Origin of the sequence: Mesorhizobium sp. M0678 (genome assembly GCF_040320505.1) — a bacterium.
Lineage (GTDB): Bacteria > Pseudomonadota > Alphaproteobacteria > Rhizobiales > Rhizobiaceae > Mesorhizobium.
Window position 1 is genome coordinate 31949 of sequence record NZ_JAMYPT010000003.1, and the last position, 25646, is coordinate 57594.

A 25646-nucleotide genomic window follows, 5' to 3' on the forward strand; every position below is an offset into this window, starting at 1 on the left:
TTCGATGCGCTATGACCTTATATGGCGACTTTAGCGGAGCTTGAGCCCCAATGGCAGCCTCAGTGGCAGACGCAGACGACGTGCTTTCCGCCGAAGCCGACGACCATTTCCACGACGAATGCGGCGTGTTCGGCATTTTCGGCCGGCAGGACGCCGCAGCCATTGTAACGCTCGGTCTGCATGCGTTGCAGCATCGAGGCCAGGAAGCGGCCGGCATCGTTTCCTATGACGGCACCCAATTCCATGTCGAACGCCATGTCGGCCTGATCGGCGACACCTTTACTAAGCAGCGTGTCATCGACAGCCTGCAAGGCAACCGTGCCATCGGCCACACACGCTATGCCACCACCGGCGGCGCCGGTCTGCGCAATATCCAGCCTTTCTTCGCCGAACTTGCCGATGGCGGCTTTGCCGTCGCCCATAACGGCAATCTCACCAACGCCATGACCGTTCAGCGCGCCCTGCAGAAGCAAGGCGCCATCTTCTCTTCCACCTCCGACACCGAAACGCTCCTGCACCTGGTTGCCACCAGCAAGGAGCGCGACCTGAATTCGCGCTTCATCGATGCGGTGCGCCAAGTCGAAGGCGCCTTCTCGCTGGTGGCGATGACGTCCAAGAAGATGATCGGGTGCCGCGACCCGCTCGGCATCCGCCCGCTGGTGCTCGGCGATCTCGACGGCGCCTGGATTCTCGCCTCCGAGACCTGCGCGCTCGATATTATCGGCGCGCGTTTCGTGCGCGACCTGAAGCCCGGCGAAATGGTCGTCGTCACCAGCAAGGGCATCGAAAGCCTGTTCCCGTTCGGGCCGCAGAAGACCCGCTTCTGCATCTTCGAATATGTCTATTTCGCGCGGCCGGATTCGTCGGTCGAAGGCCGCAACGTCTATGAAGTGCGCAAGCGCATCGGCGCCGAGCTGGCGCAGGAAAGTCCGGTCGAGGCCGACATCGTCGTGCCGGTGCCGGATTCGGGCACGCCGGCGGCGATCGGCTTTTCGCAGGCCGCGGGCATTCCGTTCGAGCTCGGCATCATCCGCAATCACTATGTTGGCCGCACCTTCATCCAGCCCGGCGATTCGATCCGCCACATGGGTGTCAAGCTCAAGCACAACGCCAACCGCCGCATGATCGAAGGTAAGCGCGTGGTGCTGGTGGACGATTCGATCGTGCGCGGCACCACCAGCCAGAAGATCGTCCAGATGGTGCGCGATGCCGGCGCCAAGGAAGTGCATATGCGCATCGCTTCGCCGCCGACGCGCGCCTCCTGCTTTTACGGCGTCGACACACCGGAAAAGTCGAAGCTGCTGGCGTCGCGCATGTCGGTGGAGGAGATGGCCGAGTTCATCCGCGTCGATTCGCTCGGCTTCCTGTCGATCGACGGGCTCTACCGCGCCGTCGGCGAGGCCGGCCGCGACAACGAGCAGCCGCAATTCTGCGACGCCTGCTTCACCGGCCAGTATCCGACCCGGCTTGCCGACTTCGAAGGCTCCGACAATGTGCGCACGCTGTCGCTACTGGCGGCGGGCGGGTCTTAGCAGACGCTGCTTCAATGCTGAAGCTGTTCTGGCTGGATTTTGAAGCAGGACGCCGCCACGGTTTTCCGATGGGCGTCGGCATCACCGCAGAAGACGAAACGGATGCGGTAGATCTCGCCAAAACACGGTTGTTTGCCAGCGGAAAATTTCCAACCGCCTACAGGATCAAGATCATCCCCGATCTGGACACCCTGGACCAGAACCATGTCAGGCCGAATATCGGCCATTACCTGCGTCGGGGAATCTGGTTTCCGACCGGTTATGATAGTAGCTGGTCTCCGTAACCTTTGATCTTGAGAGTGACCTCATGATTTCTGCCCTTGACCTCTCCGGCCGCGTTGCGGTCGTCACCGGCGCCTCGCGCGGTATCGGCTATTTCATCGCCAGGGAGCTTGCCGCGGCCGGTGCGCATGTGATTGCGGTTGCTCGCACCGTCGGCGGGTTGGAAGAACTCGACGACCAGATCAAGGCAGGTGGCGGACAGGCGACGCTAGTACCGCTCGATCTTGCCGACATGGCGGGGATCGACCGGCTGGGCGGCGCCATCCACGAGCGCTGGGGCAAGCTCGACATACTGGTCGCCAACGCCGCTGTGCTCGGCGTCATCGCCCCGATCGGCCATGTCGAGGCCAAGACCTTCGAGAAGGTGATGACCATCAACGTCACCGCAACATGGCGGCTGATCCGCTCGGTCGACCCGCTGCTCAGGCTTTCCGATGCCGGCCGTGCTATCGTGCTGAGCTCCAGCCTTGCCCACTCCGCACGCGCCTTCTGGGCGCCTTATGCGGCGTCGAAGGCGGCGGTCGAGGCCATGACGCGTTCATGGGCGCATGAGACCGAAAACCTGCCGCTCAGGGTCAATGCCGCCGATCCCGGGGCAACGCGCACCGCGATGCGGGCGCAGGCCGTACCCGGCGAGGATCCTGAAACACTGCCGCACCCTTCGGAGATCGCCAAGCGTATCGTGCCGCTGGCCAGCCCTACGCTCAAGGAGACCGGGCTGATCTTCCAGGCCAAGCACAATCGCTTTGTCGCCTACCGGCAGCCGGAATAGCCACACATCGCATTTTGCCGGAAGAATTGCGCCGGCACCAACGTTGTTCGGGTGCCACAATTCGAGAAACGGAGGACCATATGCGGAGACTGCTTCTCTTGACTGCCACCGCGCTGCTTGCAGTGATCGGCGCCGCGTCGTCGCAGGAGGCAACGATGAGCTTTTTCGTCACCAGCGTCGGCTCCGGCAAAGGCGCCAATCTCGGCGGTCTCGCCGGCGCCGACGCCCATTGTAGTTCACTGGCCGAAGCCGCGGGCGTTACCGGCAAGACATGGCGCGCCTATCTCTCGACCAGCGATACCGATGCACGCGACCGTATCGGCAAAGGCCCGTGGTTCAACGCCAAGGGCGTCAAGATCGCCGATGATGTCGCTTCCCTGCATAGCGATGCCAACGCCATCACCAAACAGACGGCACTCGACGAAAAGGGCCAAATGGTCAACGGCCGCGGCGACACGCCCAACCGGCACGACGTGTTGACCGGCTCCAAGCCGGATGGCACGAAAATAGCCGACCAGACCTGCGGCGACTGGACGCTGAGCGGAGCAGAAGGTGTGGCGATGATGGGTCATCACGATCGTACCGGCCTCGATGATTCGGCAGCCGCCAAATCGTGGAATTCCTCGCATGCGTCACGCGGTGGCTGCAGCCAGGAAGCGCTGAAGGGCACCGGCGGCGACGGCCTGTTCTATTGTTTTGCGGTGAACTGAACCAAACGACCCGACATCACGTGGCTGTGATGCCGTGGCTTAACGCCGCGCTTTGGCCCAGCTTTCGCCGCTGGGCCGGAGTTGCTAGGATCGTGCGACTCCCAAAACAAGCAGAGCGAGGAAATACTCATGGCGGCACCGAGCGTAGCGTTAGTCTGGTATCTGGTGATCGCCGGCCCGCAAGGCGGAATGGTCGTGCTGCCCAGCACATTCGACACCCGCGAACAGTGCGCCTTCGCCATAGCCGAATACCAGAAGCAACCGACGCCGGCCGGCTGGTCGGTGCAGTGCGTGCCGAGCGCCTCGCCCTTCGCCGACGAGGGCGACGCCGAGGAGCCGTCGGCGCAGTAGGACAGCGTGATCTCCCCCCTCAAGGGGGAGATCGTCAGCGTCGCGCGCTTACCGTCAGCTCCGGCTTCTGGCTGATGGTCTGGAACACGACGCAGTAGCGCTCGGTCAGCTTGAGCAGCGCATCGATGCGCTCCTGCGGCTCGTCGGTGTCGAGGCCAAATGTCAGCCGGATGGCGCGGAAGCCAACCGGCGCATCCTTTGCCACGCCAAGCGTGCCGCGAAAGTCTAGGTCGCCTTCGGCTTCCACCGTGGCGGCCCCAAGCTTGAATTCCAGCGCCGTCGCTACAGCCTTCAGCGTGACGCCGGCGCAAGCCACCAGTGCCTCCAGCAGCATGTCGCCGGAGCAGAGTTCGAGCCCGGTGCCGCCGGTCGCCGGATGCAGCCCGGCAATGGCGATCGCCCTGCCTGTCTCGACCTTGCAGGCGATCGATTGGTCGTCGATCGAGCCTTTGGCGCGGAGAGTAATCAGCGCGCGCGAGGCGTCGTCGCGATAGGCCACCTTCAGCGGCGCCTGCATGGCCTTCAATGCAATCGCGTCCATTTCGTTTCTCTCCCATAGTTGCCTGGCTTCGCTGCCTAACGGCGATGCCGCCTGCCCAAACGCAAGTCTCCACTGGCGTAGCGCTTGGCAGGGTTTCGCCCGTATAGCCTGACGATACGGGGAGCATCCAACGCCTTCACACCGTCTCTCGCAACACATTCGTAAGGCCGCCGGACATATGGCCGATATCGCCATCGTGGAAACCCGCGAACGGGTTCTTGCCGGAATCCTGTTCACCGGGGCTGCCTACCTGCTGTTTTCGATGCAGGACGCCTCAAGCTGACACTATGGTGTCAGGAAGGGGCAGCGTAGGCTGGTGAGATGACGGGATCGCTGGACATGCCATGCACAGTGGAAAGCGCCCGCGAGCGTACCCTCGGCATCATCCTGGTCTCGGCATCGGCGGCCGTCTTCGGCCTCACCGGCGTGCTGACCAAATCGATCCATGCCGACCCGCTGACCATTGCCTGCTGGCGCGGCTTCGTCGGCTCGATCCTGATCAGCCTCTATGTCCTATGGCGCCGCCAGCGCTCCGGCGGTCGCGACAGCTTGCGGCTCGGCTGGCGAGGCTGGCTGCTGGCGATCGAGGGCGCGCTCGCGAGCATCGCCTTTATCTCGGCGTTCAAGTTCACGTTTGTCGCCAATGTCGCGATCATCTATGCCACGGCCCCGTTCGTCACCGCGCTGCTGGCCCTCCTGTTGGTCCGCGAGCCGTTCCGGCTGCAGACGCTTGCCGCCGCTTCTGTGTCACTATGCGGTGTGGCAATCATGGTCTGGTCCGGCTTCGGCACCGGCCATTTGTTCGGCGACGGGCTGGCGCTGCTGATGACGATCGGCAGCGCGCTCTACATGATCATGGTGCGCGCCTTCCGCGACACGCCGGTGGTGTGGGCGGGTGCGGTGTCGGCATTCCTTCTGTTCGTGCTCGGCTGGTTCGTCGCCGATCCGCTGGCTGTCTCGGCCAGGGACGCTGTGCTTCTAGTCACCTTCGGCGCCTCGTTCGCGCTGGCTTCGATCCTGTGGACGGAGGGCACCCGGCTTATTCCGGCGGCCGAGTCCGGATTGCTGGGTTCAGCTGAAGTGCCATTCGCGATCCTGTTTGCCTTCCTGTTCCTGGCGGAGATCCCGCCGGCAGCCAGCATGGTCGGTGGCGCCATCGTGCTTTGCGCGGTGTTCGCTCACGCCGGCCGCGACTGGCTGATGGCTAGGCAGCGCGCAGCGGATGCATGACCAATCCTCGCCGCGTCCGAGCGCGAGTTGGTGGTCCGATCACGAGAAATCCGGTCCTGAAAATTAATTTGAAAAGTCATGGAACCATCATAGGGCTCAGGCATTATGGCTGCGACGGGCCACCCCAAGTCCCCCCAAACCCCTCGGCCCGTCCTACTTATAAGCCGACCGCAAGGTCGGCTTTTTCTTTGCTGGCTCGATTGGCCAAGGCCAGGTTGCCGCTGAACAACGCGGCCAGATCCTGCGCCGGCCGGTCGGCATCCTCACGCAAGCGGACGGCGAATTCGGCGACCGGCACCGGCGGCAGATCAAGATCGCGCGGCGCCTCGACGATGCCGGAATGAGCGAAGCGCGCCGTCCTCAACGTCAAGGCGATGCCGGCGTGCACCGCCGTGCGCAGGCCGGCAAGGCTGGCACTGCCGGCAGCAATGCGGTAGCGACGGCCGGCCGCATCGAGTGCACTGGTCGCCGCTTCGCGAAACCCGCAATGGGGATCGAGCAGCGCCAAGGGCAGTTCGTCGTGGCGGGTGGCCAGCCCGTTTTGTGAGCAAAGCCAGATCATTGGTTCCTTGAGCACACCGACTTCGTCCCGTGTCGGCACCTGCCGCATGGCAATGGCCAGATCAAGGGTGCCGGCCTGCAAAGCCTGCGCCAGTTCGGCGGAACGGCCGACGCGCAGTTCGATCCTGACGCGCGGATGGCTGACAGCAAAAGCCCTGAGAAGCTGCGGCAAGCCGCTGTCGGCGAAATCCTGCGTGGTGCCGATGGCGACGCGCCCGTCGGCGTGCGCGCCTTTGAGGGCCAGCCACGCCTCGCGGTGCGCGGCAAGGATGCGACGCGCGTGAACGATCAGATCCTCGCCTGCCGACGTCAGGCCGCGCCCTCGCCCCTGCGGCACCAGCAGCGGTTCGCCGACAACATCCTCCAGCCGCTGCATCTGCGCGGTCACTGCGGACGGCGAGCGACCGACGATCGACGCGGCCCGCGCCAGGGAACCGCCGTCGACGAAAGCGAGGAAAGTCTTGAGGAGGTCGGGATCGAACATCTGCATAATTCGACACTATCAAAGTGTTTATCAAAAACAATTCGATTTTTTTGATCAAAGGACGATGGCATGATTTTCTCGACGGCGAAGAGGCGCCGCTTGAAACCGAGGAGAAGAAATATGCCGATCATCAATGTCAGCGTTACCGGCAAGCCCGATGCCGCTTTGTCCGCCGCCATTGCCAAGGAAGTGACCGAACTGACGGCCACGCATCTGCGCAAGGACGCGACGATCACAGCTGTTGCCATTTCCTATCACGACCCCGAGCACTGGTTCGCCGGCGGCAAGTCGCTGGCCGAGCATGGCACCAACACGGCCTGGCTCGACATCAAGGTTGTCGACGGCACCAACACCAAGCTCGAACTGGAGGCGTATCTGCAGGCAATTTTCGCGGCATTCGGCCGGCTGCTGGGTAAGGTGCATGAGGAAAGCTACGCCCTCGTGCATGAAGTGCCTGCAGCCGCCTATGGCTTTGGCGGCAAGACGCAGGAATTCCGGTTCATCAGCGGAAGGATGAAAGCGGCGTAGCTGCGATAGGCAGCCGAGCCGAATCAAACATAGAAGAGAAGGAAAAATGGAGCCGCATTGACGTTGATCCAACTTCGGCTAGGTTCTCACCCGAAGCGGCCACTGAAGAGCCGTGACGTGAGATCGTTGGGAGATGCGGCGATGATCCTGACACTGGCGCTGCTTGCGGGTCTTGTCGCGGCCTGGCTGCTGATCGGCGTGGTGGAGAAGTTCCGCCTCGGCCTGCGTTTGAGCCAGGCGCTGCTCTACGTGCCGTTCAAGCTCGCCTACCGGATCAGCGACGAGCGCATCAAGATTGCGCGCAGGTCGGTGGCCCCGGTCATCTATGTCATCTGGCATCAGTCACGCATCGAGCCGGCGCTGATGCTGTCGCTGCTGCCGGAGGACACGCTGCACATCCTCGACCAGGCTTCGGCCAGATCGCCGTGGCTGGAGCCGTGGCGCGAGCTCGGCCGCACCATCGCCTTCAACGCCGAGCATGTCTTCGTCAGCCGCAGATTGGTGCGGGTGCTGAAGGGCAAGGGCCGGCTCGCCGTTTACCTGCCGGATGCGGTCGAGCCAGACGTCAAGTCGTTTCGGTTGTTTCGCGCCATCACCCGTATCGCCATGCAGGCCGACGCCCGTATCGTGCCGGTCTTCGTTGCCGGCGCACGCAGCCTGCCGGCCTCGCTGACGCCGGCGGACAAGGCGCCGCGCCATTGGTTTCCGCAGCTGTCGATCAGCGCGCTGGAGCCGATGACCATCGCCGAGCTGGTGGCGCGGAACCCAGATCAGGCCTCCAACACCAATGCGCTGTTTGATCGCTTCGCCGAGGCCAGGCTTTTCGGCAGTGATCTCGACCGAGGGCTGTTCCTCGCCATGCGCGATGCGGCCGACCGTGTTGGCGCTTCGCACCCAATAATCGAGGACGTCATTGGCGGTGCCCTGAGCTACCGGAAAGTGTTCATCGGCGCCAGGGTTTTGGGCCGACGGTTCGAGGCAATAACAGCGCCGGGCGAAGCGGTTGGGCTGCTCCTGCCCAACGCCAATGGCGTCGTGCTGTCGTTCGTCGGACTTTTGTCGGCTGCGCGGGTGGCAGCAATGATCAACTATACTGCCGGCCCGGCCAGCGTCACCGCCGCCGTCCGCACGGCGATGATCCGAACCGTGGTCTCCTCACGCGCCTTTGTCGAAAAGGCCAACCTCGCCGACATCGTCGAGGCGGTGGAAAAGGGCGGGGCGAAACTGCTGTGGCTGGAGGATGTCCGCGCAAGCGTGACCGTGCTGGACAAGGCCGCAGCCGGCTTGCTGTGGCGCTGGCCGTTGCAGCGCCAGGATGCAGCCAAGCCGGCGGTGATCCTGTTCACCTCCGGCTCGGAAGGCACGCCCAAGGCCGTGGTGCTGTCGCACCGGAACCTTCTTGCCAATACGATGCAGGCGGAAGCTCGCATCACCATCTCGCCGGCCGATATCCTGCTCAACGTGCTGCCGGTGTTCCACTCGTTCGGGCTGACCGGCGGCACCATCCTGCCGCTGGTCACCGGAGTAAAGCTGTTCCTCTACCCGTCACCGCTCCACTACAAACTTATTCCGGAGGTGGCGCGCAAGGTCCGGCCGACGGTGATGTTCGGCACCGACACGTTCCTCGCCAACTATGCCCGCACCGCCAAGGACGGCGATTTTTCCAGCCTGCGCTTCGTCGTGGCCGGTGCCGAGGCGGTGAAGCCGGAGACGCGCCGGGTTTACCGCGAGCGCTTCCAGGCCGAGATCATCGAAGGTTTTGGCTTGACCGAGGCCGCACCAGTGGTTGCCGTCAACACCGCCATCCACGGCCGCGATGGAACGGTCGGGCGGCTGCTGCCGGCCATGCGCATGAAACTCGAACCAGTCGAAGGCATCAGCGACGCCGGCCGGCTGTGGCTCGACGGGCCGAACCTGATGATGGGCTACATGACCGGCGACCGGCCTGGCGAGTTGCAGCCGCTCGAAGGCTGGCACGACACCGGCGATATCGTTTCGGTCGATCGCGAAGGCTTCATCACCATTCGCGGCCGCGCCAAGCGCTTCGCGAAGATAGCCGGCGAGATGGTATCGCTTGGTGCGGTCGAGATGTTGGTGCAGTCGCTGTGGCCGGAAGAGCATCACGCCGTGGTAGCGGTGCCGGACAAGCGGCGCGGCGAGCGCCTCGTTCTGGTCACCACCGCCGACAATGCCGATCCCCACGAATTGCGCGAATTCGGCAAAAAAGCCGGCGCGGCCGAACTGATGGTGCCGAACGACATCGTCAAGGTCGAGGAGATCCCTGTACTGGGCTCCGGCAAGACCGACTATGTCTCGACTAGAAAGCTGGCACTCGAGAGGCTGGGACTGAGCGCAGCCGCCTGAGGTTTGCTGTCGAGAACTCTAAAGCGCGTCGCGTTCGACCGGCCTTGTGCGACACGCTTTAGATTCTTGCTTTTATGCATGCCGTTATCGCAAAACCGCTGCACACTTTTGCGCGAATGCATTAGAAGACCACCACCGACAACAGCAGAATGGCGCCGACGGCCATCATCAGCAGGCCCGGCCAGTTCTGCGACAGGCCGAGAAAACGGAGCCCGCGCCGCCGCGGCTCCAGGGTCGGACCTGGTGTTGCGAGATAAGGCGTCGGACTGTCCGGCGCGGTGGAGACAGCGGCCGGTTCACTAAGCCGCCCGCGCATGATGGCTGCTACCGCCATATAGACGAGGCCGGCGACAGTCAGTAACACGCCGATGAGGATGACAGCCATTTCTCCTCGTTTCCGATGGTTCTGAGCCCGATGCGGCAGCTTGCGCGACGTAGATGACGTACCACGAGCAGCCGCTCAGACGGACCTACCAAACACAAACGGTCTAGCCGCCCAGCAAGTTCCGAAACCGGTGTTTTTGAGGTGCATTCCACAGCGCCGCGCGCTGTGTGAGCCGGTCCTGAGTCTAAACGGACGACCCTTTTCGGAATCATGCACTGCCAGGCCCAACGCGAACTGGCACCAAATCTGTCAGCCAATATCCGAGGACGGCACCTTCTCGCCTTCGCGCTTGGCGCGTCTCGAATAGGCGCGCACGCTGAACGGCAAGAAGACCAGATAGCCGGCAACCGAGGCCGTCAGCGTATACCAGGGATAGGTCATCAAAAGCAGGACGTAGAGGACGACTGCGAGGATGATCGGCAGCACTCTGTCGCCCGGTATCCTGACGCTCTTGCCGGAATAGACGGGCAGTCTGCTGACCAGCAGGAACGCCACCAATATTGTAAAGCCGGTGGCAATGAAGGCTGCCAGGCGGCTGGGTTCAAGCCCAAGCCTGAGGAAGAACAGATAGAGCGGCAGCATCACCAGCACCGCACCCGCCGGCGCCGGCACGCCGACGAAATATTCGGTCTGCCACTGCGGACGGTCGAGCTCTTCGTCGAGCACGTTGAAACGGGCAAGCCTCATCCCACAGGCGATGGTGAACAGCAGCGCGGCGATCCAGCCCGGCGAACCTGCCCTGTCGAGCAGAAAGGCATAGAGCACCAGCGCCGGTGCCACGCCGAAATTGACGATATCGGCCAGCGAATCCATCTGGGCGCCGAATTTGGAAGTCGCCTTCAGCATTCGCGCCAGACGGCCGTCGATACCATCGAGGAAGGCCGCGAGCAGCACCATCACCACCGCTGGCTCGAAGCGGCCCTCGAAGCCGAAGCGAATACCGGACAGGCCGGCGCAGATGGCGAGCACCGTGACCAGATTGGGCAGCACCATGCGCATCGGGATTTCGCGAATGCGCGGGCCACCGCCGCCATGCGCCTCGAATTTCTTGAACGGCGGGGCCACCGGTCAGGAGATCCGCACGAGCGGCGTTGCGGCAACGCCGCCGAATTCCGCCAGCACCGTCTCACCGCCAACCGCGGTCTGGCCGACGGCGACACGCGGCGTCGCGGTCGAGGGCAGGAATACATCGACGCGCGAGCCAAAGCGGATCAGCCCGAAGCGCTCGCCGGTGCCGATGGCGCCGCCGGGCTCGGCCCAGCAGACGATGCGCCGCGCCACGAGGCCGGCGATCTGCACCGCGGCCACCGTTCCATTGGGGCTTTCGATGACCAGCCCGTTGCGCTCGTTCTCGGTGCTTGCCTTGTCGAGTTCGGCATTGAGGAATTTTCCTGGCCGATGCTCGATCCTGGAAATGCGGCCACGCACCGGAGAGCGGTTAACGTGGCAGGAAAAGACGTTCATGAATACCGAGATGCGGGTCATTTCGCCGCCGCCGAGGCCAAGCTCGCGCGGCGGCACTGCCGGGCCAACCGCCGAAACGATGCCGTCGGCCGGGCTGACAACCAACCGGTCGTCGATCGGCGTGACACGCTCGGGATCGCGGAAGAAATAGGCGCACCAGGCCGTCAGGATGAGACCGATCCAGAACAGGGTCGAGGAGAAATAGCCAAGAAAGAGCGTCGCCGCGCCGAATGCAGCGATAAAGGGATAACCCTCGCGATGGATCGGAACGAACGCATTCTTGATCGTGTCAACGAGGCTCATGGGATGAGGGCAACCTTGGTTCCAAGTCCGGCCTCAATAGCGGAAACACCCCGCGGTCGCAACGCGACAATGAGAGCGCTCGGGGGGTGGCGGTCGCCGCCGTTTCAGGATGCCGTTAGCAGCATCCGGACTGCCGAAGTGATCAACCGGAAATGTTCATTGCGATTGTCGGAACGCAGCACTCTCGCCCGTCCTTGGCAAGACAGCGCCTCTCATCGGCCTTTCGGCCATGACGATTTGCGCAAACCCGGAGGTTCTCGGCCCATGCAGAAATCAGCAGCTAGGCAAGTGCAAGTGGTGATGAACGGCTTGGCCTTCGGCGAGTCACCGCGCTGGCACGATGGCCGGCTGTGGTTCTGCAACTGGGGCACAGGCCAGATCATCGCCGTTGACGCCCTAGGCAACAGCGAGATCGCGCTCACCGTGCCGGCCACCCTGCCCTATTCCATTGACTGGCTGCCGGACGGGCGCCTGCTTGTCGTGTCCGGCCGCGAAGGGCTGATCCTCAGGCAGGAGGCAGACGGGACATTGGTCACCCATGCCGATCTGAGACAACTATCAAAGAGCCCGTGGAACGAGATCGTCGTCGATGGACGCGGCAACATCTATGTCAATGGTGGTGGGCCTGCTCCGGGTCCCGGCCAGCATTTCGGCCCCGGCGCCATCGTGCTGGTCGCGCCTGACGGCTCGGTTCAGCAGGTGGCTGAGAACCTCGCCTTCGCCAATGGCATGGCGGTGACGCCTGACAACAAGACGCTTATCGTTGCCGAGTCCCACGCCAACCGGCTGACCGCCTTCGACATCGCTGCCGATGGTGGCCTTTCCAACCGGAGGGTCTGGGCCGATCTCGGCAACGGTTTTCCCGACGGCATCTGCCTAGATGCCGAAGGTGCGGCGTGGTACGCCGACGTTCCCAACCGGCATTGCGTGCGGGTGCGCGAGGGCGGCGCGATGCTCGAAAGTGTCGATGTCGACCGCGGCTGCTTTGCCTGCATGCTCGGCGGCAGCGAGGGAAAAACGCTGTTCATCGTCGCCGCCGAATGGCGCGGCTTCGAACATATGATCAGCGATGCCCGTACCGGCCAAGTGCTCAGCGTCGACGCTACTGCGCCGGGCGCCGGCTGGCCGTAGAGAGCTTACATCCCGTGAATCCGCTGATAGTTGGCAATATCGGCCTTGACGCCAAGTCGCGCGATGGTCTCCTGAGGATTGAAGCCGCTGCGCTCATGCGCGGCCTTGATGATCGGCACGACCTTGTCGACGGCGGCCTGCCCTTCCCATTCGACAATGGTCACGAGGTTGAACTCGCCCGGCCCCGAGAATTGCTCAAGCAGGAAATCCTGGACGAACCCTTGCTGCTGGCGCAGCAAATCATGCGTCATCCGGACCTTGGCAAGAATCTCCTCGCGGGCGTTGGCCGGAACGACAAACTTGTCCACCCGGAATACACTGCCGCCACTAACTGCCTGATTTATCCCATTCATATCGATTGTCTCCGTTTTTGAACGACGCATCTTGCTGCGATCCAAAACGGCCTACGATCTCAACTTAAGTTGAGGTCAAGCACGAATTTTCAGCTCACCTCCGAGGTGCGGCGGCGGACGACGACGCCGAACTCGTCGCTTTCGCGGGCAATGCGCAGCCGCTCCTCGGCCTCGCTTGCCTCGCGCTGGCGGTCCCACATCGATGCATAAAGGCCGCGCTTGGCTATCAAGGCGACATGGGTGCCGCGCTCGGCGATCTGGCCATCCTGCAGGACGATGATCTCGTCGGCCGAAATCACTGTGGACAGCCGATGGGCGATGACGAGGGTGGTGCGGCCCTGGCTGACCAGGTCGAGTGCCGCCTGGATCTCCTGCTCGGTGTGGCTGTCCAGCGCCGAGGTCGCCTCGTCGAGCATCAGGATCGGCGGTGCCTTCAAAATGGTGCGGGCAATCGCCACCCGCTGCTTCTCGCCGCCGGACAGTTTTAATCCGCGCTCGCCGACCATTGAGCGATAGCCGTCGGGCAGCCGCTCGATGAACGGTCCGATCTGGGCCAGTTCTGCCGCCTTGCGCACATCCTCCTCGCTGGCGCCGACGCGGCCGTAGCGGATGTTGTAGGCGATGGTGTCGTTAAACAGCACCGTGTCCTGCGGCACCATGCCGATGGCAGCGCGCAAGCTCTCCTGCGTCACGTCGCGAATGTCCTGGCCGTCGATCAGAATCTTGCCGCGCTGGATGTCGTAGAAGCGAAACAAAAGCCGCGAAATGGTCGACTTGCCGGCTCCGGAGGGGCCGACGATGGCCACCGTCTTGCCGGCTGGCACCTCGAAGCTGATGCCCTTCAGGATCTTGCGGTTGGGGTCGTAGGAAAAATGTACGTCGCGGAACTCGACCCTGCCGGCATCGACGACCAGCGGCTTGGCGCCCGGCCGATCGACGATCTCACGCTTGACGTCAAGCAGATCGAACATGTTTTCGATGTCGGTCAGGCCCTGGCGAATTTCGCGGTAGATCATGCCGATGAAATTCAACGGCACCGAAAGCTGTATGAGCATGGCGTTGACGAAGACGAAATCGCCGACGCTCTGTGTGCCCGCCTTCACCTCGAGCGCCGACATCACCATGACGACGGTCATGCCGATACCGAAGATCACACCTTGGCCGAAGTTCAGCCAGCCAAGCGAGGTCCAGGTCCTGGTCGCCGCCAACTCATAGCGCGCCGTGGACCGGTCGAACCGCTCGGCCTCCATGGCTTCGTTATTGAAATATTTGACTGTTTCGTAGTTGAGCAGCGAGTCGATCGCCTTCGTGCTGGCTTCATTGTCGCTTTCGTTCATCTCACGGCGGATCGAAATACGCCAATCGCTCGCCCTAACGGTGAACCAGACATAGAGCCAGACCGTGACCGCGATCACCAAGACGTATAGCCAGCCATAGGCGACGGCGAAGATGCCGGCGGTGAGCGCGAATTCGACGATTGTCGGCGCCGTCGCCAGCATGGTGAAGCGGACGATCGTCTCGATGCCCTTGGTGCCGCGCTCGATGACGCGCGACAGTCCGCCGGTGCGCCGTTCGAGGTGGAAGCGCAGCGACAGTTCGTGCATGTGCACGAAGGTGCGGAAGGCGAGCCGGCGCACCGCATGCTGGCCGACCCGTGCAAACAGGGCGTCGCGTAACTGGTTGAAGCCGAGCTGCACCAGCCGCACGGCATTGTAGGCGACGACCAGCATGACCGGCGCCAGCAACAGGGCCGGCAGCGGCGGCGGCGATTTGCTATCGCCGGCCAGTGCGTCGGTCGCCCATTTGAAGAAATAGGGTCCGGCCACCAGGGTCAGCTTGGCGACAACCAGCAGTACGGTTGCCCACACCACGCGCGCCCTCAGGTCGGCGCGGTCGGCCGGCCACATATAGGGCCAGAGATTGCGCAACGTTCTGAAGGTCGAGCCGGAATCTGCGGAAACGGTTTTCTCGGCCATTCTTGTTTACCTTTATGATTTTAGCGGCCGGAGCAGCAGGAATCGACCAGCGCGGCCAGCGATGCCGAAACATCGGCGAGCGCGGCGCGGTCGAGCTCATAGCGCGAGCGCTGGCGGTCAGGCTCGAAGCGGATCAGCCCGGCCTCAACCAGGATCTTCAAATGCTGGGAAACGGTGGACTGCGCCAGGTCGAGATGCTCGACGACCTCTCGACAGCAGCAGGAACGGCTTGCGGAAAGGTGTTTGAGAATTTCGATCCGCGCTGGATGCGAAAGGGCCGCGAGCCGGACAGCGACAGCGCGGCTATCCGGCGTGCAGTTGGCCGGCGTGCAGTTGGCCGGCGCGCGTTCATCTGCCGCGCGGCTTCGGTCCGTTACGAGGGGGGATTCGGTCATCGTCCATCGGCGATAAACGATGACTGGCCCTGCCGCAAGCTATCCTGATGGGCAGAACGGCTACTCGGTCTTGACTGGCGCCGTCGTCATCTGGTCGCCCATTGCCTTGAGATCGGCGGGCTCGCCTTCCTTCGATTTCTCCGGCACCTTGAACACCTGCCCCGGCCAGATGCGGTTCGGATTGCTGATCTGGTCCTGGTTGGCGAGATAGATGGTCGAGTAGCGCATGCCCTGGCCATAGACCCGCCGCGAAATCCGCCACAGCGTGTCATGGCGGCGGATGATGACTGCGCCATCGGCATGTTCGAGCTTTGGCGCCACGGTCTCGGGAGTTTCGCCCGGGGGCGTTGCGACAGCCATTTCGGCCGGGGCCTCGGTTGCAGGAGCGGGGGCAGTTGCGGGCGTTTCGGCGGCCGTTGCCGGTGCGGCTTCGGTCGCCGGAGCATTCGGCTCGGCTGGTTTTATCCCGGCAGGCTTCTGCTCGGCCGGCGCCACGGCCGCAACCGCCTCACCAGGCTCGCGCTCGAACGGCACAGCCGCACGGGCCACCACCGTCACGCCGTCGGCGTCGAGCGCATCGACGTGGATGGTGTAGGTGCCGACCGGGATGTCGCGTGTCGCTTCGACCAGGAAGTGGCGGTCGGGCGAGGTCTTCGCGTCACCGAGCAGGATATCGTTGGCATAGGCACGCACCTTGCGGCCGGGATCGGCAAGGCCGGCAACGAAAATCTTGTTACCGTCGATTTCGACAGCTTCGACGACGATCTTCGGCTCCGCCGCGGGAGTGGCGGGCGCTGCCGGTGTGGCGGGTGCTGCCGGAGCCGGCGCGGCTTCAACAGCGGCCGGCGCGGCAGGAGCAGGCGCTGCTGGAACATCAGCCGCCGGGGCGGCTGGCGCCGGCGCTGCGGCAGCCGGCAATTCGGTGCCGGTGGCGGGTGGCTGAACGGCCGCCTGTTCGCCGACAGGCGGCGAGGCGTCAGATTTCGCCTGAGGGCCCGGAACAGTGAGCAGTTCGGACGGCTTGCCCGGCTCCTCGACCATTGCCAGCACCTGGCCGGTGGAATTCTGGGGGATCGAAACGACGGCGGTCTGCGCCGAGGCGGTCACGACATTGCCAGCCGTCGAGCGCAGTGTGATCGTGTAGTCGCCGGGCTTCAGCGGATCGTCGAGAATAATGGCAAAGGCGCCGTCGGGACCGGCGACCGTCGAGCCGAGGACAGCCGAACCGTTGAGAATCTCGACCTTGGCGTTGGGCGCCGCATTGCCGGCGACGACGATCGAGCCGTTGCTTTCGACGCGCACGATGTCGAAGGTCGGCACGATTGCACCTGCTGTGGCCGGCGCGGCGGGCGCTGCCGCATCGGTGGACGCGGCAGACGCAGGCGGCAGCCGGCCCTCGGTCGCCGGAGCGGCCGGTTTCGAAGCCGGCGGCGTCAGCGCCGCGACCTCCGCAGGCCGGGTAGAATTGAGATACGGGTCGAGCGCGCCCGATACATAGGCGGTTCCCGCCGCGGCGACAGAGCCGCCAGCCGCGAACAAAAACGCCTTCAATGGATTAATTGCCATGTTTCCCTGCCCCTTAGCCACCTAATTTCGGTCTAGCCTGTTTTACCAAAGCCGACAAGAAAAAGCCCGCCCCAGGGCTTGACCATGCCAATAGTCCCTATCACCAATCATAACATGAACACGATTCGATCTGTCTGCGTCTATTGCGGCTCGTCCCCGGGCCGAGATGAAACCTATATCAAGGCCGGACACCTGCTTGGCCGCTCGATCGCCAAGTCCGGCCTGCGTCTGATTTATGGCGGCGGCACTAAAGGTATCATGGGTGCCGTCGCTGAAGGGGCATTAAAGGCCGGTGGCAAGGTAACCGGCATAATTCCGCGTTTTCTGATCAACAGGGAGGCGACCGAAACCGCGCTTAACCGGCTCGACGAGCTCGTCGTCACCGACAACATGCACGAGCGCAAGCACAGGATGTTCGAGAAATCCGACGCCTTTGTGGCGTTGCCCGGCGGCATCGGCACCGTCGAGGAGATCGTCGAGATCATGACTTGGGCGCAGCTCGGCCATCACCGCAAGCCGATCGTCTTCGGCAACGTCGGAGGGTTCTGGGATCCGATGCTGGCGTTGCTCGACCACATGGCAGCGGAGGGCTTCATCCACACGGCGCAACGGGTCAAGCCGCTGGTGGTCGAGGATCCGGAAGCAATCGTCGCCGCTATCATGGTGGCGGGATTCTCCGTCGATGCACCGACGGAGGGCGTGCAGTCGGTGATTGATAAGATGTAGAGTGAATGGTGAATGGTGAATGGTGAATGGTGAATGGTGAATGGTGAATGGTGAAGTAGAAGACTTTCCAAACCGGCGCCTGTCTATTCACTATTCACTCCTTCCCTACTGCCTTCCTCAAGTCTCCGATGACCGCACGCTTGTCCTGACGCCGCCAGGCGAGATGGATCGAGACGGTGCGTTCGAACCACGGCAGATCGCGAAACACGATCTGAAGCGGGGCGGCACTCCGCAGGCTGGCCTGCACCGTCGCCAGCCCAAGCCCGGCGCTGACCAAGCCCAACGACGTCAACGGATCGGTCGTCTCATAGGCTATGTCGGGCAGGAAACCGGCCTTCGCACAGGCGGCGAGAAATTGGCTACGGTTGGTGTCGTCAGGCTGGCGCACCACCGTGATCCAGGTACGGCCGTCCAGTTGCTGCGGCAGTATCTCCGCGATTTCTGCCAATGGATCGCCTTCCGGCATCGCCAGAACCAGCGGCTCGCGCATGATGAGCATGGCGACGATGTCGGGATCATCGGCAGAAGGAGGCGTGTTGACAAGGCCCAGATCGAGCGATCGTTCGCGCAGCGCTTCGATCTGGGCGGCGGAACGCTGACCCTTCAGTTGAAGATGAAATTCGGGCCGGTCGCGGCGAAACTGGCGCAGCATCCGAGCGACAAGCCCGGCATGGACCGCACCTTCCACATAACCGATGGCGAGACGGCCGACCGTACCGCTGGCGAGATTGCGGCCGAGTTCCTCGAGCCGTCTTGCATGGGCCAGCAGCGCACGCGCCTCGGCAAGAAAAGCGCGGCCCTCGGCATTGAGATGAACACGCTGCCTCGCCCTCTCGAACAGTGCGACGCCCAGCTGCTCCTCCAGCTGAATGATCTGACGGCTGAGCGGCGACTGCGAGATGTGCAGCAATTCGGCGGCACGCCCGACGTTGCCGGTTTCGGCCACCGTGATGAAATAGCGGAGCTGGCGCAGGTCGAACATTGTTGCTTCGATGCTCAAGTCCCGTGAGGTCTCAAATTTAGCCTAATCAGTCTTGGACTGTCTGGCCAGCAGAAGCGAATATTTCCGCCATTCCAACGGCCAACATCAGGAGATTCCGATGCAGTTCTTTGCCCTTCTTGCGCGCAACACCGAAAAGTTCACCGACGCCGATTTCGCGCCGCTGCTGCCTGGCGAGGCCGAGCAGCGCCGCACGCTCTATGCCGAAGGCGCCGTGCGTCAGGTGTGGAATCGGGGCGACATTCCCGGCAGCGGCATGATGTTCGAAGCCGGCAGCGATGTCGATGTGCGCCACCATCTTGCAACTTTACCGCTGGTCAAGGCCGGCATGATGGATATTGCCGCCGTCGTGCCGCTGCAGCCATATCCCGGCTTCGGGCCGAAGCGCTGAGCGCTCGTGAAAGACGCGGCTGCCGGCATTAAGACCGGCCAGCCGCCTTTCTTCGTTACGCGGCTCGAGCTGATGCGGAAACGGTCTTGCGCGCCGAAGAAAACATCGACCAGGAGTACATCGCCAGTGCCGCCCAGATCAGCCCGAAGGCTATGGCCTGAACACTGCCGAAGGGTTCGCCGAAAATCAGCACCGCGATCAAAAAGACGATCGTCGGCGCGATATATTGCATGATGCCGATGGTGGAGAGGCGCAGCAGCCTGGCGCCGAACGCAAACAACAGCAGAGGCACGGCGGTGACCGGACCGCAGCCGATCAGCAAGGCGGTGTCGTTCAGCGAGCTGGAGACGAAATGATCCTGTCCTGTGGCGATCAGGAAGATGATGTAGCCGAGTGCCGGCACCGACAGCAGCAGCACTTCAAGCAGGAAGCCCTGGCTCGGGCCGATTGGCAGCGTCTTGCGGAAGAAGCCATAGGCGGCAAAGGAAAAGGCTAGCACCAGCGACACCCAGGGCAGTTTGCCGGCGTCGATGGTCAGCACCGCGACCGCGATTGCCGCCAGCACCACCGCCGCGATCTGCAGGCGGTCGAGCCGCTCGCCGAGGAGCAGCGCGCCGACAACGACGCTGACCAGCGGGTTGATGTAGTAGCCGAGCGCGGTCTCGATGGTGCGGTCGACCGCGATCGCCCAGACATAGATGCCCCAGTTGACCGAGATCAGCGCCGCCGTCAGCACCGCCATCGAAATGATGCGCGGTGAACGAACTGCCGCTTTGAAATCGGCAGTGCGGCCGGCCCAGACCAGGACAGCGGCCGCGATCGGCACCGACCAGACGATGCGGTGGGCAATGACTTCGGCCAGCGGCAGATGCGCGACAGCCTTCATGTAGAAGGGCAGCAGCCCCCAAAGCAGGTAGGCGCCGAGCGCCAGCAGGAAGCCGCGACGAGCTTTGGTATCGGCCTCGATTTGAAGTGCTTGGGTAGCCATGGCCCAAGGCTATGCGCCAGCGGCTTGCCCAAAACCATCGCAAATTGCTGATGGATCAATGGAGTCTCGCTGATGGTTCAACGCTATTCCGCCGCCGCCAATCCCGCCATGTCGCGGTTCTTCATCAGCTTGTAGACGATCGAATCCATCAGCGCCTGGAACGAAGCATCGATGATGTTTTCGGAGACACCGACTGTCCACCAGCGCGCACCGGTGCCGTCATGCGATTCGATCAGCACGCGGGTGATCGCCTCGGTGCCGCCATTGAGGATACGCACCTTGAAGTCGGCCAGTTCGAGATCGGCGATCTCGCTCTGGAATTTGCCGAGATCCTTGCGCAGCGCAATGTCGAGCGCGTTGACCGGGCCATGGCCTTCGGCGACCGACATCTTCTCCTCGCCCTCGACCAGCACTTTCACGATCGCCTCCGAGACCGTCTTCAGCTGGCCGTTGGCGTCGAAGCGGCGCTCGACCATGCAGCGGAACGAGGTGACGCGGAAGAATTCCGGCAGGCCATGCAGCATCTTGCGCGCCAGAAGCTCGAAGCTGGCGTCGGCGCCTTCGTACGCGTAGCCCTCCGCCTCACGTTCCTTGACTACAGCGATCAGCGCATCGAGGCGATGGTCATCCCGGGGCATGTCGATGCCGCGCCGCTTCAGCTCGGCGAGGAAATTGGCCTTGCCACCTTGGTCCGAAACCATGACGCGGCGGCGGTTGCCGACAGTCTCTGGCGGCACATGCTCGTAGGTCGCCGGCTCCTTGGCCAGCGCCGAGGCATGGATGCCGGCCTTGGTGGCGAAAGCGGAGGCGCCGACATAGGGCGCTTGCGCTTCGGGCGCGCGGTTCAGCAACTCGTCGAAGGCGCGGGACAGGCGCGATATACCGGTCAACGCTTCTGCCGAAATGCCTGTAGCAAAGCGGCCCGAAAAGGCCGGCTTCAACGCCAATGTCGGCACGATCGAGATCAGGTTGGCGTTGCCGCAGCGCTCGCCGATGCCGTTCAGCGTGCCCTGGATCTGGCGCACGCCGGCCCCCACGGCGGCAAGCGAATTCGCCACCGCCTGGCCGGTGTCGTCATGGGCGTGGATGCCGAGATGATCGCCCGGTATGCCGGCGGCGATCACCTTTTCGACGATGGCGCGCACCTCGGAGGGCTGCGTGCCGCCATTGGTGTCGCACAGCACCACCCAGCGCGCGCCGGCATCGTAGGCCGTCCTGGCGCAGGCCAGCGCATAATCTGGATTGGCCTTGAAGCCGTCGAAGAAATGCTCGCAGTCGACCATCGCCTCCTTGCCGGCAGTGAGCGCCGCCTCGACCGAGGCCTTGATCGCCTCGAGGTTCTCCTCATTGGTGCAGCCGAGCGCGACGCGGACATGGTAGTCCCAACTCTTGGCGACGAAGCAGATGGCGTCCGACTTCGACTGGACCAGCGCGCCAAGCCCAGGATCGTTCGAGATCGACACTCCTGCCCGTTTGGTCATGCCAAAGGCAACGAACTTGGCATCGGCCGTGCGGCGCTCGGCAAAGAAGGCGGTGTCGGTTGGATTGGCGCCGGGGTAGCCGCCCTCGACGTAGTCGATGCCGAACTCGTCGAGCAGCTTGGCGATGGCGATCTTGTCCTCGACGGAGAAGTCGACACCCGGCGTCTGCTGACCATCGCGCAGCGTGGTGTCGAACAGATAAAGGCGCTCGCGAGCCATGGTCATTTCCCGGCAAACATGTCCGTTGCGCGGATCAGCCTGTCGAGGATGCCCGGCTCCGAATAGGCGTGGCCGGCGCCTTCGATCAGATGGAAATCCGCTTGCGGCCACGCCTTGTGCAGCGCCCAGGCGTAGCGCGCCGGGCACGGCATGTCGTAGCGGCCGTGAACGATGGTACCCGGGATATCCTTAAGCTTCCATGCATCGCGCAGCAGCTGTCCCTCTTCCAGCCAGCCGGCATGGACGAAATAGTGGTTCTCGATGCGGGCGAAAGCCAGGGCATAATCATCCTGGCCGAAGGGACCGCTGGTTTCCGGTTCCGGCAGCAGCGTGATCGTCTCGCCTTCCCACAGGCTCCAGGCGCGGGCGGCCTCGACCTGCGCCACAGGATCGCTGCCGACCAGCCGTTTGCGGTAGGCGGCCATCATGTCGCCGCGCTCGGCCTCCGGGATCGGCGCCAGAAACCGCTCCCACTTGTCGGGGAACATCTCCGACACGCCGAACTGGTAGTACCATTCGAGTTCGGCGCGGGTCAGCGTGTAGATGCCGCGCACGACCAGTTCGCTGACCCGCTCGGGGTGGGTCTCGGCATAGGCCAGCGCCAGCGTCGAACCCCACGAACCGCCGAACACCAGCCATTTGTCGAAGCCGCACATTTTTCGCAGGCGCTCGATGTCGGCGACCAGGTGCCAGGTGGTGTTGGCTTCAAGCGAGGCATTGGGCGTCGATTTTCCGCAGCCGCGCTGGTCGAACAGGATGACATCGTACAGCTTCGGATCGAACAGCCGCCGGTGCTTTGGCGAAATGGTGCCGCCCGGCCCGCCATGCAGGAAGACAGCCGGCTTGGCCCCTCTGGTGCCGGAGCGCTCCCAATAGACCTGATGGCCATCGCCAACGTCGAGCATGCCGGACTCGAAAGCCTCGATCTCGGGATAGAGGGTACGGAATTCGCTGCTCATAATTTCAGGCCCTGCTGCGGCCAGTTGGCCGTCTCGTGATCGGGATGCTGGAAGGAGATGATGGATTCCTGTCGCGCGTAGAAATCCGGGTCGTCATGGATCGGCGCGTCGAAGATCGTCTCGACCCAAGGCAGCCTGGCGGCGTAGTTAACCTGGATCTGCGGCGCCAGATCGGAACGGTCGTCGAAGGCGCCGATGGCGATCTCCAGCGCGCCGGGCTGGCGGTAGGTCAGCGGTGTGCCGCAGCGGGCGCAGAAGCCGCGATCGATGTTGACCGACGACTGAAAGTAACTCGGCTCCTCGCGCACCCATTCGACCCCGTCGCTCGGCACTGTCACCAGCGCGCCGAAAAACGACCCGAACTGTTTCTGGCACATGCGGCAATGACAAATGGACGAGCGGCCGAGCGCCCCGTGGATGCGGAAGCGCACGGCGCCGCACTGGCAGCCGCCGGTACGAACGGTTTCGGTCATGATTTTTCCTCCGGCGGCCATTGTTCGGTGTCGTGGTCGGGATGTTGGTAGGAGACGAGATCGGCGAGATAGGAGGCCGACGAGACGTCGGCCATCGTTTCCTCACCTGGCAATTCGTGGACGTGATCCACGTACGGGAGCTTGGCTTCTACACCCCATTGGATGGTCGGGGCGATCTCCTCGGGGTGGTCGAATGTGGCGATGGCGAGGGCCACCCCGTCGGGCGCTTCGAAGGTCAGCGGCGTGCCGCATTCGGCGCAGAAACCGCGCAAAGCCGCGTTGGACGAGCGGAAGCGTTTGGGCTCACCGCGCGTCCAGTCCAGCCTTGCGCCGCGCACCGAGACCAGCGGCAGGTAGAAATTGCCGCTCGCCTTCTGGCACATGCGACAATGGCATACGGAAGCATCGCCGAGAGCTCCTTCGACGCGGAAGCGCACCGCGCCGCACTGGCAGCCGCCTGTATAGACCGGTCTGTTGTCGAGGCTCATCGCGCACTACTCCGGGGCATGGCAAACCGCCTCGACATTGTTGCCGTCGGGATCGAAAACAAAGGCGCCATAATAGTTCGGATGGTAGTGCGGGCGCAGGCCCGGCCCGCCATTGTCCTTGCCGCCGGCGGCAATCGCCGCGGCGTGAAAGGCATCGACCTCGGCGCGGCTGCGAGCGGTGAAGGCGACATGCTGATGATCCTTCGGCTTGTCCTTGCCGGCATGCAGCCAAAACACCGGCCGGTCGCGGCCGTAGCCGCCGACCTTGGCGCCGCCGGTATATCCCTGCGGCACCATGTAAAGCAGCGAGGCGCCGAGCGGCGCTATCGCCCTGTCGTAAAAAGCCTTCGACGCGTCGAAATCCGAAACGGTGATGCCGAGATGATCGATCATCTTTTTACCTCCCAGGTGGTGATGCGTTCGCCGGTGACGGGGTCCTTGCCGTCCTTCAACTGGATGCCTTGCGTCAGCAACTCGTCGCGGATGCGGTCGGCCTCGGCCCAGTTCTTGGCGGCGATCAGCGCGAGGCGTTTGGCGATCGCCTTGGCAATGGCGTCTTCATCCACCTTGGCTGTTGCGATGTCGAAGCCGAGGAACAGAAGCGATGCCTTCAGTGAAGCGGCAGCATCGTTGTCTTCGGCGGCTGCCTTGCCGCTACCTGCGTTGAAATCAACAGCATCACCAGCCAACTGCGTCAGCAACTGGAATGCGGCATAGGTGGCAAGGTCATCCGACAGCGCTTCGATCACATCCGCCGGCACCGGCTTTGCCGTCGGCGGCGCCAGATCAGCCGCCCGCTTCCATTTGCGCAGCGTATTCTCCGCCTCTTCCAGCTTGCGCACGGAGAAGTCGATCGGCTCGCGATAGTGCGTCATCAGCATCGCCAGCCTGAGCACCTCGCCCGGCCATTTGCGGCCGCCAAAGGTATCCGTCTCCAGCAATTCGGTGATCGAATAGAAATTGCCCAGGCTCTTGGACATCTTCTGGCCCTCGACCTGCAGGAAACCGTTGTGCATCCAAATCTTGGCCATCGTTTCGGTGCCGTGGGCGCAACGCGATTGCGCGATCTCGTTCTCGTGGTGCGGAAAGATCAGGTCGATACCACCGCCATGGATGTCGAACACCTCGCCGAGATAGGCGGCCGACATCGCCGAGCACTCGATGTGCCAGCCTGGCCGACCCCTGCCCCACGGGCTGTCCCAGCCCGGCTCCTCGGGCGAAGACAATTTCCACAGCACGAAATCCTGCGGGTTCTTCTTGTGCGCATCGACGGCGACGCGCGCGCCTGCCTGCTGCTCGTCGAGATTGCGCTTCGACAACTGCCCGTAATCCGGCATGGAAGCGGTGTCGAACAGGACTTCTCCAGCCGCGACATAGGCATGGCCGCGTTCGATCAAGCGCTGAATCAAGAAGATCATGTCGACCTTGCCGTCGGGCCTGGGCTCGACGAACTCGGTGGCGCGCGGCTCGACCGTCGGCTCCAGGCAACCGAGCGCCGCCACGTCCTTGTGGAACTGGTCGGCGGTCTTTTCGGTGACCCGCCTGATCGCTTCGTTCAGCGACAGCCTGCCAGAGGCAATCTCGCCGCCGAAATCGCGCAGTGCGCGGGCGTTTATCTTGTCGTCGACGTCCGTAATGTTGCGGACGTAAGTGACGTGCGCTTGCCCGTAGAGATGGCGCAGCAAACGGAACAGCACGTCGAAGACGATCACCGGCCGCGCATTGCCGATATGGGCGAAGTCGTAGACTGTCGGGCCGCAGACATACATGCGCACGTTGCGCGGATCGATCGGGAAGAAATCGTCCTTGCTCCGCGTTAGCGTATTGTAGAGGCGCAGGCTCTTCGATGCGTCAGACATACGTGCGTTCCCGGTGCGTTACTTTGGCATGATCTTTTGGGATCGTGCTCTGGATGGAGTCGGTTACGCCGAGGCGCAAATCGGGGTCCAGCCTGCTGGCCGGGGCGTTTGTCCAATCTGGGAGGAGATGAGGC

At 63.3% G+C, this 25646-nt stretch carries 28 protein-coding genes; 11 read left to right on the forward strand and 17 right to left on the reverse strand.

The window, feature by feature from the left end; translation table 11 throughout:
* Positions 1–62: 62 nt before the first annotated feature.
* The 5 genes from purF (at position 63) to NKI29_RS06700 (ending at position 3647) form a co-directional block, all read left to right on the forward strand.
* A complete protein-coding gene (gene purF, locus NKI29_RS06680; protein WP_352647441.1) occupies positions 63–1532 on the forward strand; it encodes an amidophosphoribosyltransferase in 1470 nt (489 codons plus the stop codon).
* Between the two features lie 14 nt (positions 1533–1546).
* Complete coding sequence (locus NKI29_RS06685) at positions 1547–1816, forward strand: hypothetical protein (RefSeq protein WP_352647443.1); 270 nt, start codon at positions 1547–1549, stop codon at positions 1814–1816.
* A gap of 23 nt (positions 1817–1839) precedes the next feature.
* The gene (locus NKI29_RS06690) at positions 1840–2586 is read left to right on the forward strand and encodes an SDR family NAD(P)-dependent oxidoreductase (protein ID WP_352647445.1); all 747 of its coding nucleotides are present in this window, start codon (positions 1840–1842) and stop codon (positions 2584–2586) included.
* Positions 2587–2666: 80 nt separating this feature from the next.
* Entirely contained in the window at positions 2667–3296 is a 630-nt protein-coding gene (locus tag NKI29_RS06695; RefSeq protein ID WP_352795736.1) for a hypothetical protein, read from the forward strand.
* Between the two features lie 129 nt (positions 3297–3425).
* Positions 3426–3647 (forward strand): hypothetical protein, encoded by a 222-nt coding sequence (locus tag NKI29_RS06700; RefSeq protein WP_352795737.1) that lies wholly within the window; start codon positions 3426–3428, stop codon positions 3645–3647.
* Positions 3648–3681: 34 nt separating this feature from the next.
* Here the strand turns inward: NKI29_RS06700 and NKI29_RS06705 are convergent, their stop codons facing one another.
* Positions 3682–4188 carry an OsmC family protein gene (locus NKI29_RS06705; RefSeq protein ID WP_352448969.1) on the reverse strand — a complete coding sequence of 169 codons (507 nt, stop codon included), beginning with the start codon at positions 4186–4188 and terminating at the stop codon, positions 3682–3684.
* Positions 4189–4509: 321 nt separating this feature from the next.
* Between NKI29_RS06705 and NKI29_RS06710 the strand changes: the two genes are divergently transcribed.
* On the forward strand, positions 4510–5418 hold the full coding sequence (locus NKI29_RS06710; RefSeq protein ID WP_502896643.1) for a DMT family transporter: 909 nt from the start codon (positions 4510–4512) through the stop codon (positions 5416–5418).
* A gap of 157 nt (positions 5419–5575) precedes the next feature.
* Here the strand turns inward: NKI29_RS06710 and NKI29_RS06715 are convergent, their stop codons facing one another.
* Positions 5576–6469 carry a LysR substrate-binding domain-containing protein gene (locus NKI29_RS06715; RefSeq protein WP_352795738.1) on the reverse strand — a complete coding sequence of 298 codons (894 nt, stop codon included), beginning with the start codon at positions 6467–6469 and terminating at the stop codon, positions 5576–5578.
* A 114-nt stretch (positions 6470–6583) separates the two neighbouring features.
* On the opposite strand from NKI29_RS06715, the gene NKI29_RS06720 reads away from it, so the two are divergent.
* Together NKI29_RS06720 and NKI29_RS06725 are read left to right on the forward strand one after the other, a co-directional pair.
* Entirely contained in the window at positions 6584–6991 is a 408-nt protein-coding gene (locus tag NKI29_RS06720; protein WP_023677725.1) for a tautomerase family protein, read from the forward strand.
* Between the two features lie 141 nt (positions 6992–7132).
* On the forward strand, positions 7133–9355 hold the full coding sequence (locus NKI29_RS06725; RefSeq protein WP_352569819.1) for an AMP-binding protein: 2223 nt from the start codon (positions 7133–7135) through the stop codon (positions 9353–9355).
* Positions 9356–9476: 121 nt separating this feature from the next.
* Here the strand turns inward: NKI29_RS06725 and NKI29_RS06730 are convergent, their stop codons facing one another.
* From NKI29_RS06730 to NKI29_RS06740, 3 genes are all read right to left on the reverse strand, one after another.
* Positions 9477–9740 carry a hypothetical protein gene (locus tag NKI29_RS06730; protein ID WP_023677727.1) on the reverse strand — a complete coding sequence of 88 codons (264 nt, stop codon included), beginning with the start codon at positions 9738–9740 and terminating at the stop codon, positions 9477–9479.
* Between the two features lie 249 nt (positions 9741–9989).
* Entirely contained in the window at positions 9990–10805 is an 816-nt protein-coding gene (locus tag NKI29_RS06735) for a CDP-alcohol phosphatidyltransferase family protein (protein WP_023677728.1), read from the reverse strand.
* 3 nt (positions 10806–10808) lie between these two features.
* A complete protein-coding gene (locus NKI29_RS06740; protein WP_023677729.1) occupies positions 10809–11507 on the reverse strand; it encodes a phosphatidylserine decarboxylase in 699 nt (232 codons plus the stop codon).
* Positions 11508–11771: 264 nt separating this feature from the next.
* On the opposite strand from NKI29_RS06740, the gene NKI29_RS06745 reads away from it, so the two are divergent.
* Entirely contained in the window at positions 11772–12638 is an 867-nt protein-coding gene (locus NKI29_RS06745; RefSeq protein WP_352569668.1) for an SMP-30/gluconolactonase/LRE family protein, read from the forward strand.
* A gap of 5 nt (positions 12639–12643) precedes the next feature.
* Here the strand turns inward: NKI29_RS06745 and NKI29_RS06750 are convergent, their stop codons facing one another.
* The 4 genes from NKI29_RS06750 to NKI29_RS06765 form a co-directional block, all read right to left on the reverse strand.
* A complete protein-coding gene (locus NKI29_RS06750) occupies positions 12644–12991 on the reverse strand; it encodes an antibiotic biosynthesis monooxygenase (RefSeq protein WP_352569818.1) in 348 nt (115 codons plus the stop codon).
* An 89-nt stretch (positions 12992–13080) separates the two neighbouring features.
* Positions 13081–14967 carry an ABCB family ABC transporter ATP-binding protein/permease gene (locus NKI29_RS06755; protein WP_352569666.1) on the reverse strand — a complete coding sequence of 629 codons (1887 nt, stop codon included), beginning with the start codon at positions 14965–14967 and terminating at the stop codon, positions 13081–13083.
* 20 nt (positions 14968–14987) lie between these two features.
* Positions 14988–15362, reverse strand: a complete 375-nt coding sequence (locus NKI29_RS06760; RefSeq protein ID WP_023677733.1) for an ArsR/SmtB family transcription factor — start codon at positions 15360–15362, stop codon at positions 14988–14990.
* 60 nt (positions 15363–15422) lie between these two features.
* On the reverse strand, positions 15423–16928 hold the full coding sequence (locus NKI29_RS06765) for a LysM peptidoglycan-binding domain-containing protein (protein ID WP_352569664.1): 1506 nt from the start codon (positions 16926–16928) through the stop codon (positions 15423–15425).
* Between the two features lie 114 nt (positions 16929–17042).
* Between NKI29_RS06765 and NKI29_RS06770 the strand changes: the two genes are divergently transcribed.
* The gene (locus NKI29_RS06770) at positions 17043–17654 is read left to right on the forward strand and encodes an LOG family protein (RefSeq protein ID WP_352569662.1); all 612 of its coding nucleotides are present in this window, start codon (positions 17043–17045) and stop codon (positions 17652–17654) included.
* Positions 17655–17748: 94 nt separating this feature from the next.
* Here the strand turns inward: NKI29_RS06770 and NKI29_RS06775 are convergent, their stop codons facing one another.
* Entirely contained in the window at positions 17749–18654 is a 906-nt protein-coding gene (locus NKI29_RS06775) for a LysR family transcriptional regulator (protein WP_352569659.1), read from the reverse strand.
* Between the two features lie 100 nt (positions 18655–18754).
* Between NKI29_RS06775 and NKI29_RS06780 the strand changes: the two genes are divergently transcribed.
* Complete coding sequence (locus tag NKI29_RS06780) at positions 18755–19045, forward strand: muconolactone Delta-isomerase family protein (protein ID WP_352569658.1); 291 nt, start codon at positions 18755–18757, stop codon at positions 19043–19045.
* A gap of 55 nt (positions 19046–19100) precedes the next feature.
* Here the strand turns inward: NKI29_RS06780 and rarD are convergent, their stop codons facing one another.
* From rarD to cysS, 7 genes are all read right to left on the reverse strand, one after another.
* The gene (gene rarD / locus NKI29_RS06785) at positions 19101–20033 is read right to left on the reverse strand and encodes an EamA family transporter RarD (RefSeq protein ID WP_352569656.1); all 933 of its coding nucleotides are present in this window, start codon (positions 20031–20033) and stop codon (positions 19101–19103) included.
* An 83-nt stretch (positions 20034–20116) separates the two neighbouring features.
* A complete protein-coding gene (gene cimA, locus NKI29_RS06790) occupies positions 20117–21739 on the reverse strand; it encodes a citramalate synthase (protein ID WP_352569654.1) in 1623 nt (540 codons plus the stop codon).
* Entirely contained in the window at positions 21736–22692 is a 957-nt protein-coding gene (gene pip, locus NKI29_RS06795; RefSeq protein WP_023677740.1) for a prolyl aminopeptidase, read from the reverse strand. The genes cimA and pip overlap by 4 nt, the downstream gene beginning before the upstream one ends.
* Positions 22689–23165 (reverse strand): GFA family protein, encoded by a 477-nt coding sequence (locus NKI29_RS06800; protein WP_352569652.1) that lies wholly within the window; start codon positions 23163–23165, stop codon positions 22689–22691. Before NKI29_RS06800 ends, pip begins: the two co-directional genes overlap by 4 nt.
* Positions 23162–23653 (reverse strand): GFA family protein, encoded by a 492-nt coding sequence (locus NKI29_RS06805; protein ID WP_023677742.1) that lies wholly within the window; start codon positions 23651–23653, stop codon positions 23162–23164. The genes NKI29_RS06800 and NKI29_RS06805 overlap by 4 nt, the downstream gene beginning before the upstream one ends.
* Before the next feature lie 6 nt (positions 23654–23659).
* Positions 23660–24046 (reverse strand): VOC family protein, encoded by a 387-nt coding sequence (locus NKI29_RS06810; protein ID WP_352795739.1) that lies wholly within the window; start codon positions 24044–24046, stop codon positions 23660–23662.
* The gene (gene cysS / locus NKI29_RS06815; protein WP_352569650.1) at positions 24043–25512 is read right to left on the reverse strand and encodes a cysteine--tRNA ligase; all 1470 of its coding nucleotides are present in this window, start codon (positions 25510–25512) and stop codon (positions 24043–24045) included. The genes NKI29_RS06810 and cysS overlap by 4 nt, the downstream gene beginning before the upstream one ends.
* Positions 25513–25646 lie beyond the last annotated feature (134 nt).

What these genes read in the sequence shown, in the direction of transcription:
- NKI29_RS06685 (WP_352647443.1), top strand. Translation starts at nt 1,547, where the DNA reads ATGCTGAAGCTGTTCTGGCTGGATTTTGAAGCAGGACGCCGCCACGGT.
- NKI29_RS06690 (WP_352647445.1), top strand. Translation starts at nt 1,840, where the DNA reads ATGATTTCTGCCCTTGACCTCTCCGGCCGCGTTGCGGTCGTCACCGGC.
- NKI29_RS06695 (WP_352795736.1), top strand. Translation starts at nt 2,667, where the DNA reads ATGCGGAGACTGCTTCTCTTGACTGCCACCGCGCTGCTTGCAGTGATC.
- NKI29_RS06700 (WP_352795737.1), top strand. Translation starts at nt 3,426, where the DNA reads ATGGCGGCACCGAGCGTAGCGTTAGTCTGGTATCTGGTGATCGCCGGC.
- NKI29_RS06705 (WP_352448969.1), bottom strand. Translation starts at nt 4,188, where the DNA reads ATGGACGCGATTGCATTGAAGGCCATGCAGGCGCCGCTGAAGGTGGCC.
- NKI29_RS06710 (WP_502896643.1), top strand. Translation starts at nt 4,510, where the DNA reads ATGACGGGATCGCTGGACATGCCATGCACAGTGGAAAGCGCCCGCGAG.
- NKI29_RS06715 (WP_352795738.1), bottom strand. Translation starts at nt 6,469, where the DNA reads ATGCAGATGTTCGATCCCGACCTCCTCAAGACTTTCCTCGCTTTCGTC.
- NKI29_RS06720 (WP_023677725.1), top strand. Translation starts at nt 6,584, where the DNA reads ATGCCGATCATCAATGTCAGCGTTACCGGCAAGCCCGATGCCGCTTTG.
- NKI29_RS06725 (WP_352569819.1), top strand. Translation starts at nt 7,133, where the DNA reads ATGATCCTGACACTGGCGCTGCTTGCGGGTCTTGTCGCGGCCTGGCTG.
- NKI29_RS06730 (WP_023677727.1), bottom strand. Translation starts at nt 9,740, where the DNA reads ATGGCTGTCATCCTCATCGGCGTGTTACTGACTGTCGCCGGCCTCGTC.
- NKI29_RS06740 (WP_023677729.1), bottom strand. Translation starts at nt 11,507, where the DNA reads ATGAGCCTCGTTGACACGATCAAGAATGCGTTCGTTCCGATCCATCGC.
- NKI29_RS06745 (WP_352569668.1), top strand. Translation starts at nt 11,772, where the DNA reads ATGCAGAAATCAGCAGCTAGGCAAGTGCAAGTGGTGATGAACGGCTTG.
- NKI29_RS06750 (WP_352569818.1), bottom strand. Translation starts at nt 12,991, where the DNA reads ATGAATGGGATAAATCAGGCAGTTAGTGGCGGCAGTGTATTCCGGGTG.
- NKI29_RS06755 (WP_352569666.1), bottom strand. Translation starts at nt 14,967, where the DNA reads ATGGCCGAGAAAACCGTTTCCGCAGATTCCGGCTCGACCTTCAGAACG.
- NKI29_RS06760 (WP_023677733.1), bottom strand. Translation starts at nt 15,362, where the DNA reads ATGACCGAATCCCCCCTCGTAACGGACCGAAGCCGCGCGGCAGATGAA.
- NKI29_RS06765 (WP_352569664.1), bottom strand. Translation starts at nt 16,928, where the DNA reads ATGGCAATTAATCCATTGAAGGCGTTTTTGTTCGCGGCTGGCGGCTCT.
- NKI29_RS06770 (WP_352569662.1), top strand. Translation starts at nt 17,043, where the DNA reads ATGAACACGATTCGATCTGTCTGCGTCTATTGCGGCTCGTCCCCGGGC.
- NKI29_RS06780 (WP_352569658.1), top strand. Translation starts at nt 18,755, where the DNA reads ATGCAGTTCTTTGCCCTTCTTGCGCGCAACACCGAAAAGTTCACCGAC.
- rarD (WP_352569656.1), bottom strand. Translation starts at nt 20,033, where the DNA reads ATGGCTACCCAAGCACTTCAAATCGAGGCCGATACCAAAGCTCGTCGC.
- cimA (WP_352569654.1), bottom strand. Translation starts at nt 21,739, where the DNA reads ATGACCATGGCTCGCGAGCGCCTTTATCTGTTCGACACCACGCTGCGC.
- pip (WP_023677740.1), bottom strand. Translation starts at nt 22,692, where the DNA reads ATGAGCAGCGAATTCCGTACCCTCTATCCCGAGATCGAGGCTTTCGAG.
- NKI29_RS06800 (WP_352569652.1), bottom strand. Translation starts at nt 23,165, where the DNA reads ATGACCGAAACCGTTCGTACCGGCGGCTGCCAGTGCGGCGCCGTGCGC.
- NKI29_RS06805 (WP_023677742.1), bottom strand. Translation starts at nt 23,653, where the DNA reads ATGAGCCTCGACAACAGACCGGTCTATACAGGCGGCTGCCAGTGCGGC.
- NKI29_RS06810 (WP_352795739.1), bottom strand. Translation starts at nt 24,046, where the DNA reads ATGATCGATCATCTCGGCATCACCGTTTCGGATTTCGACGCGTCGAAG.
- cysS (WP_352569650.1), bottom strand. Translation starts at nt 25,512, where the DNA reads ATGTCTGACGCATCGAAGAGCCTGCGCCTCTACAATACGCTAACGCGG.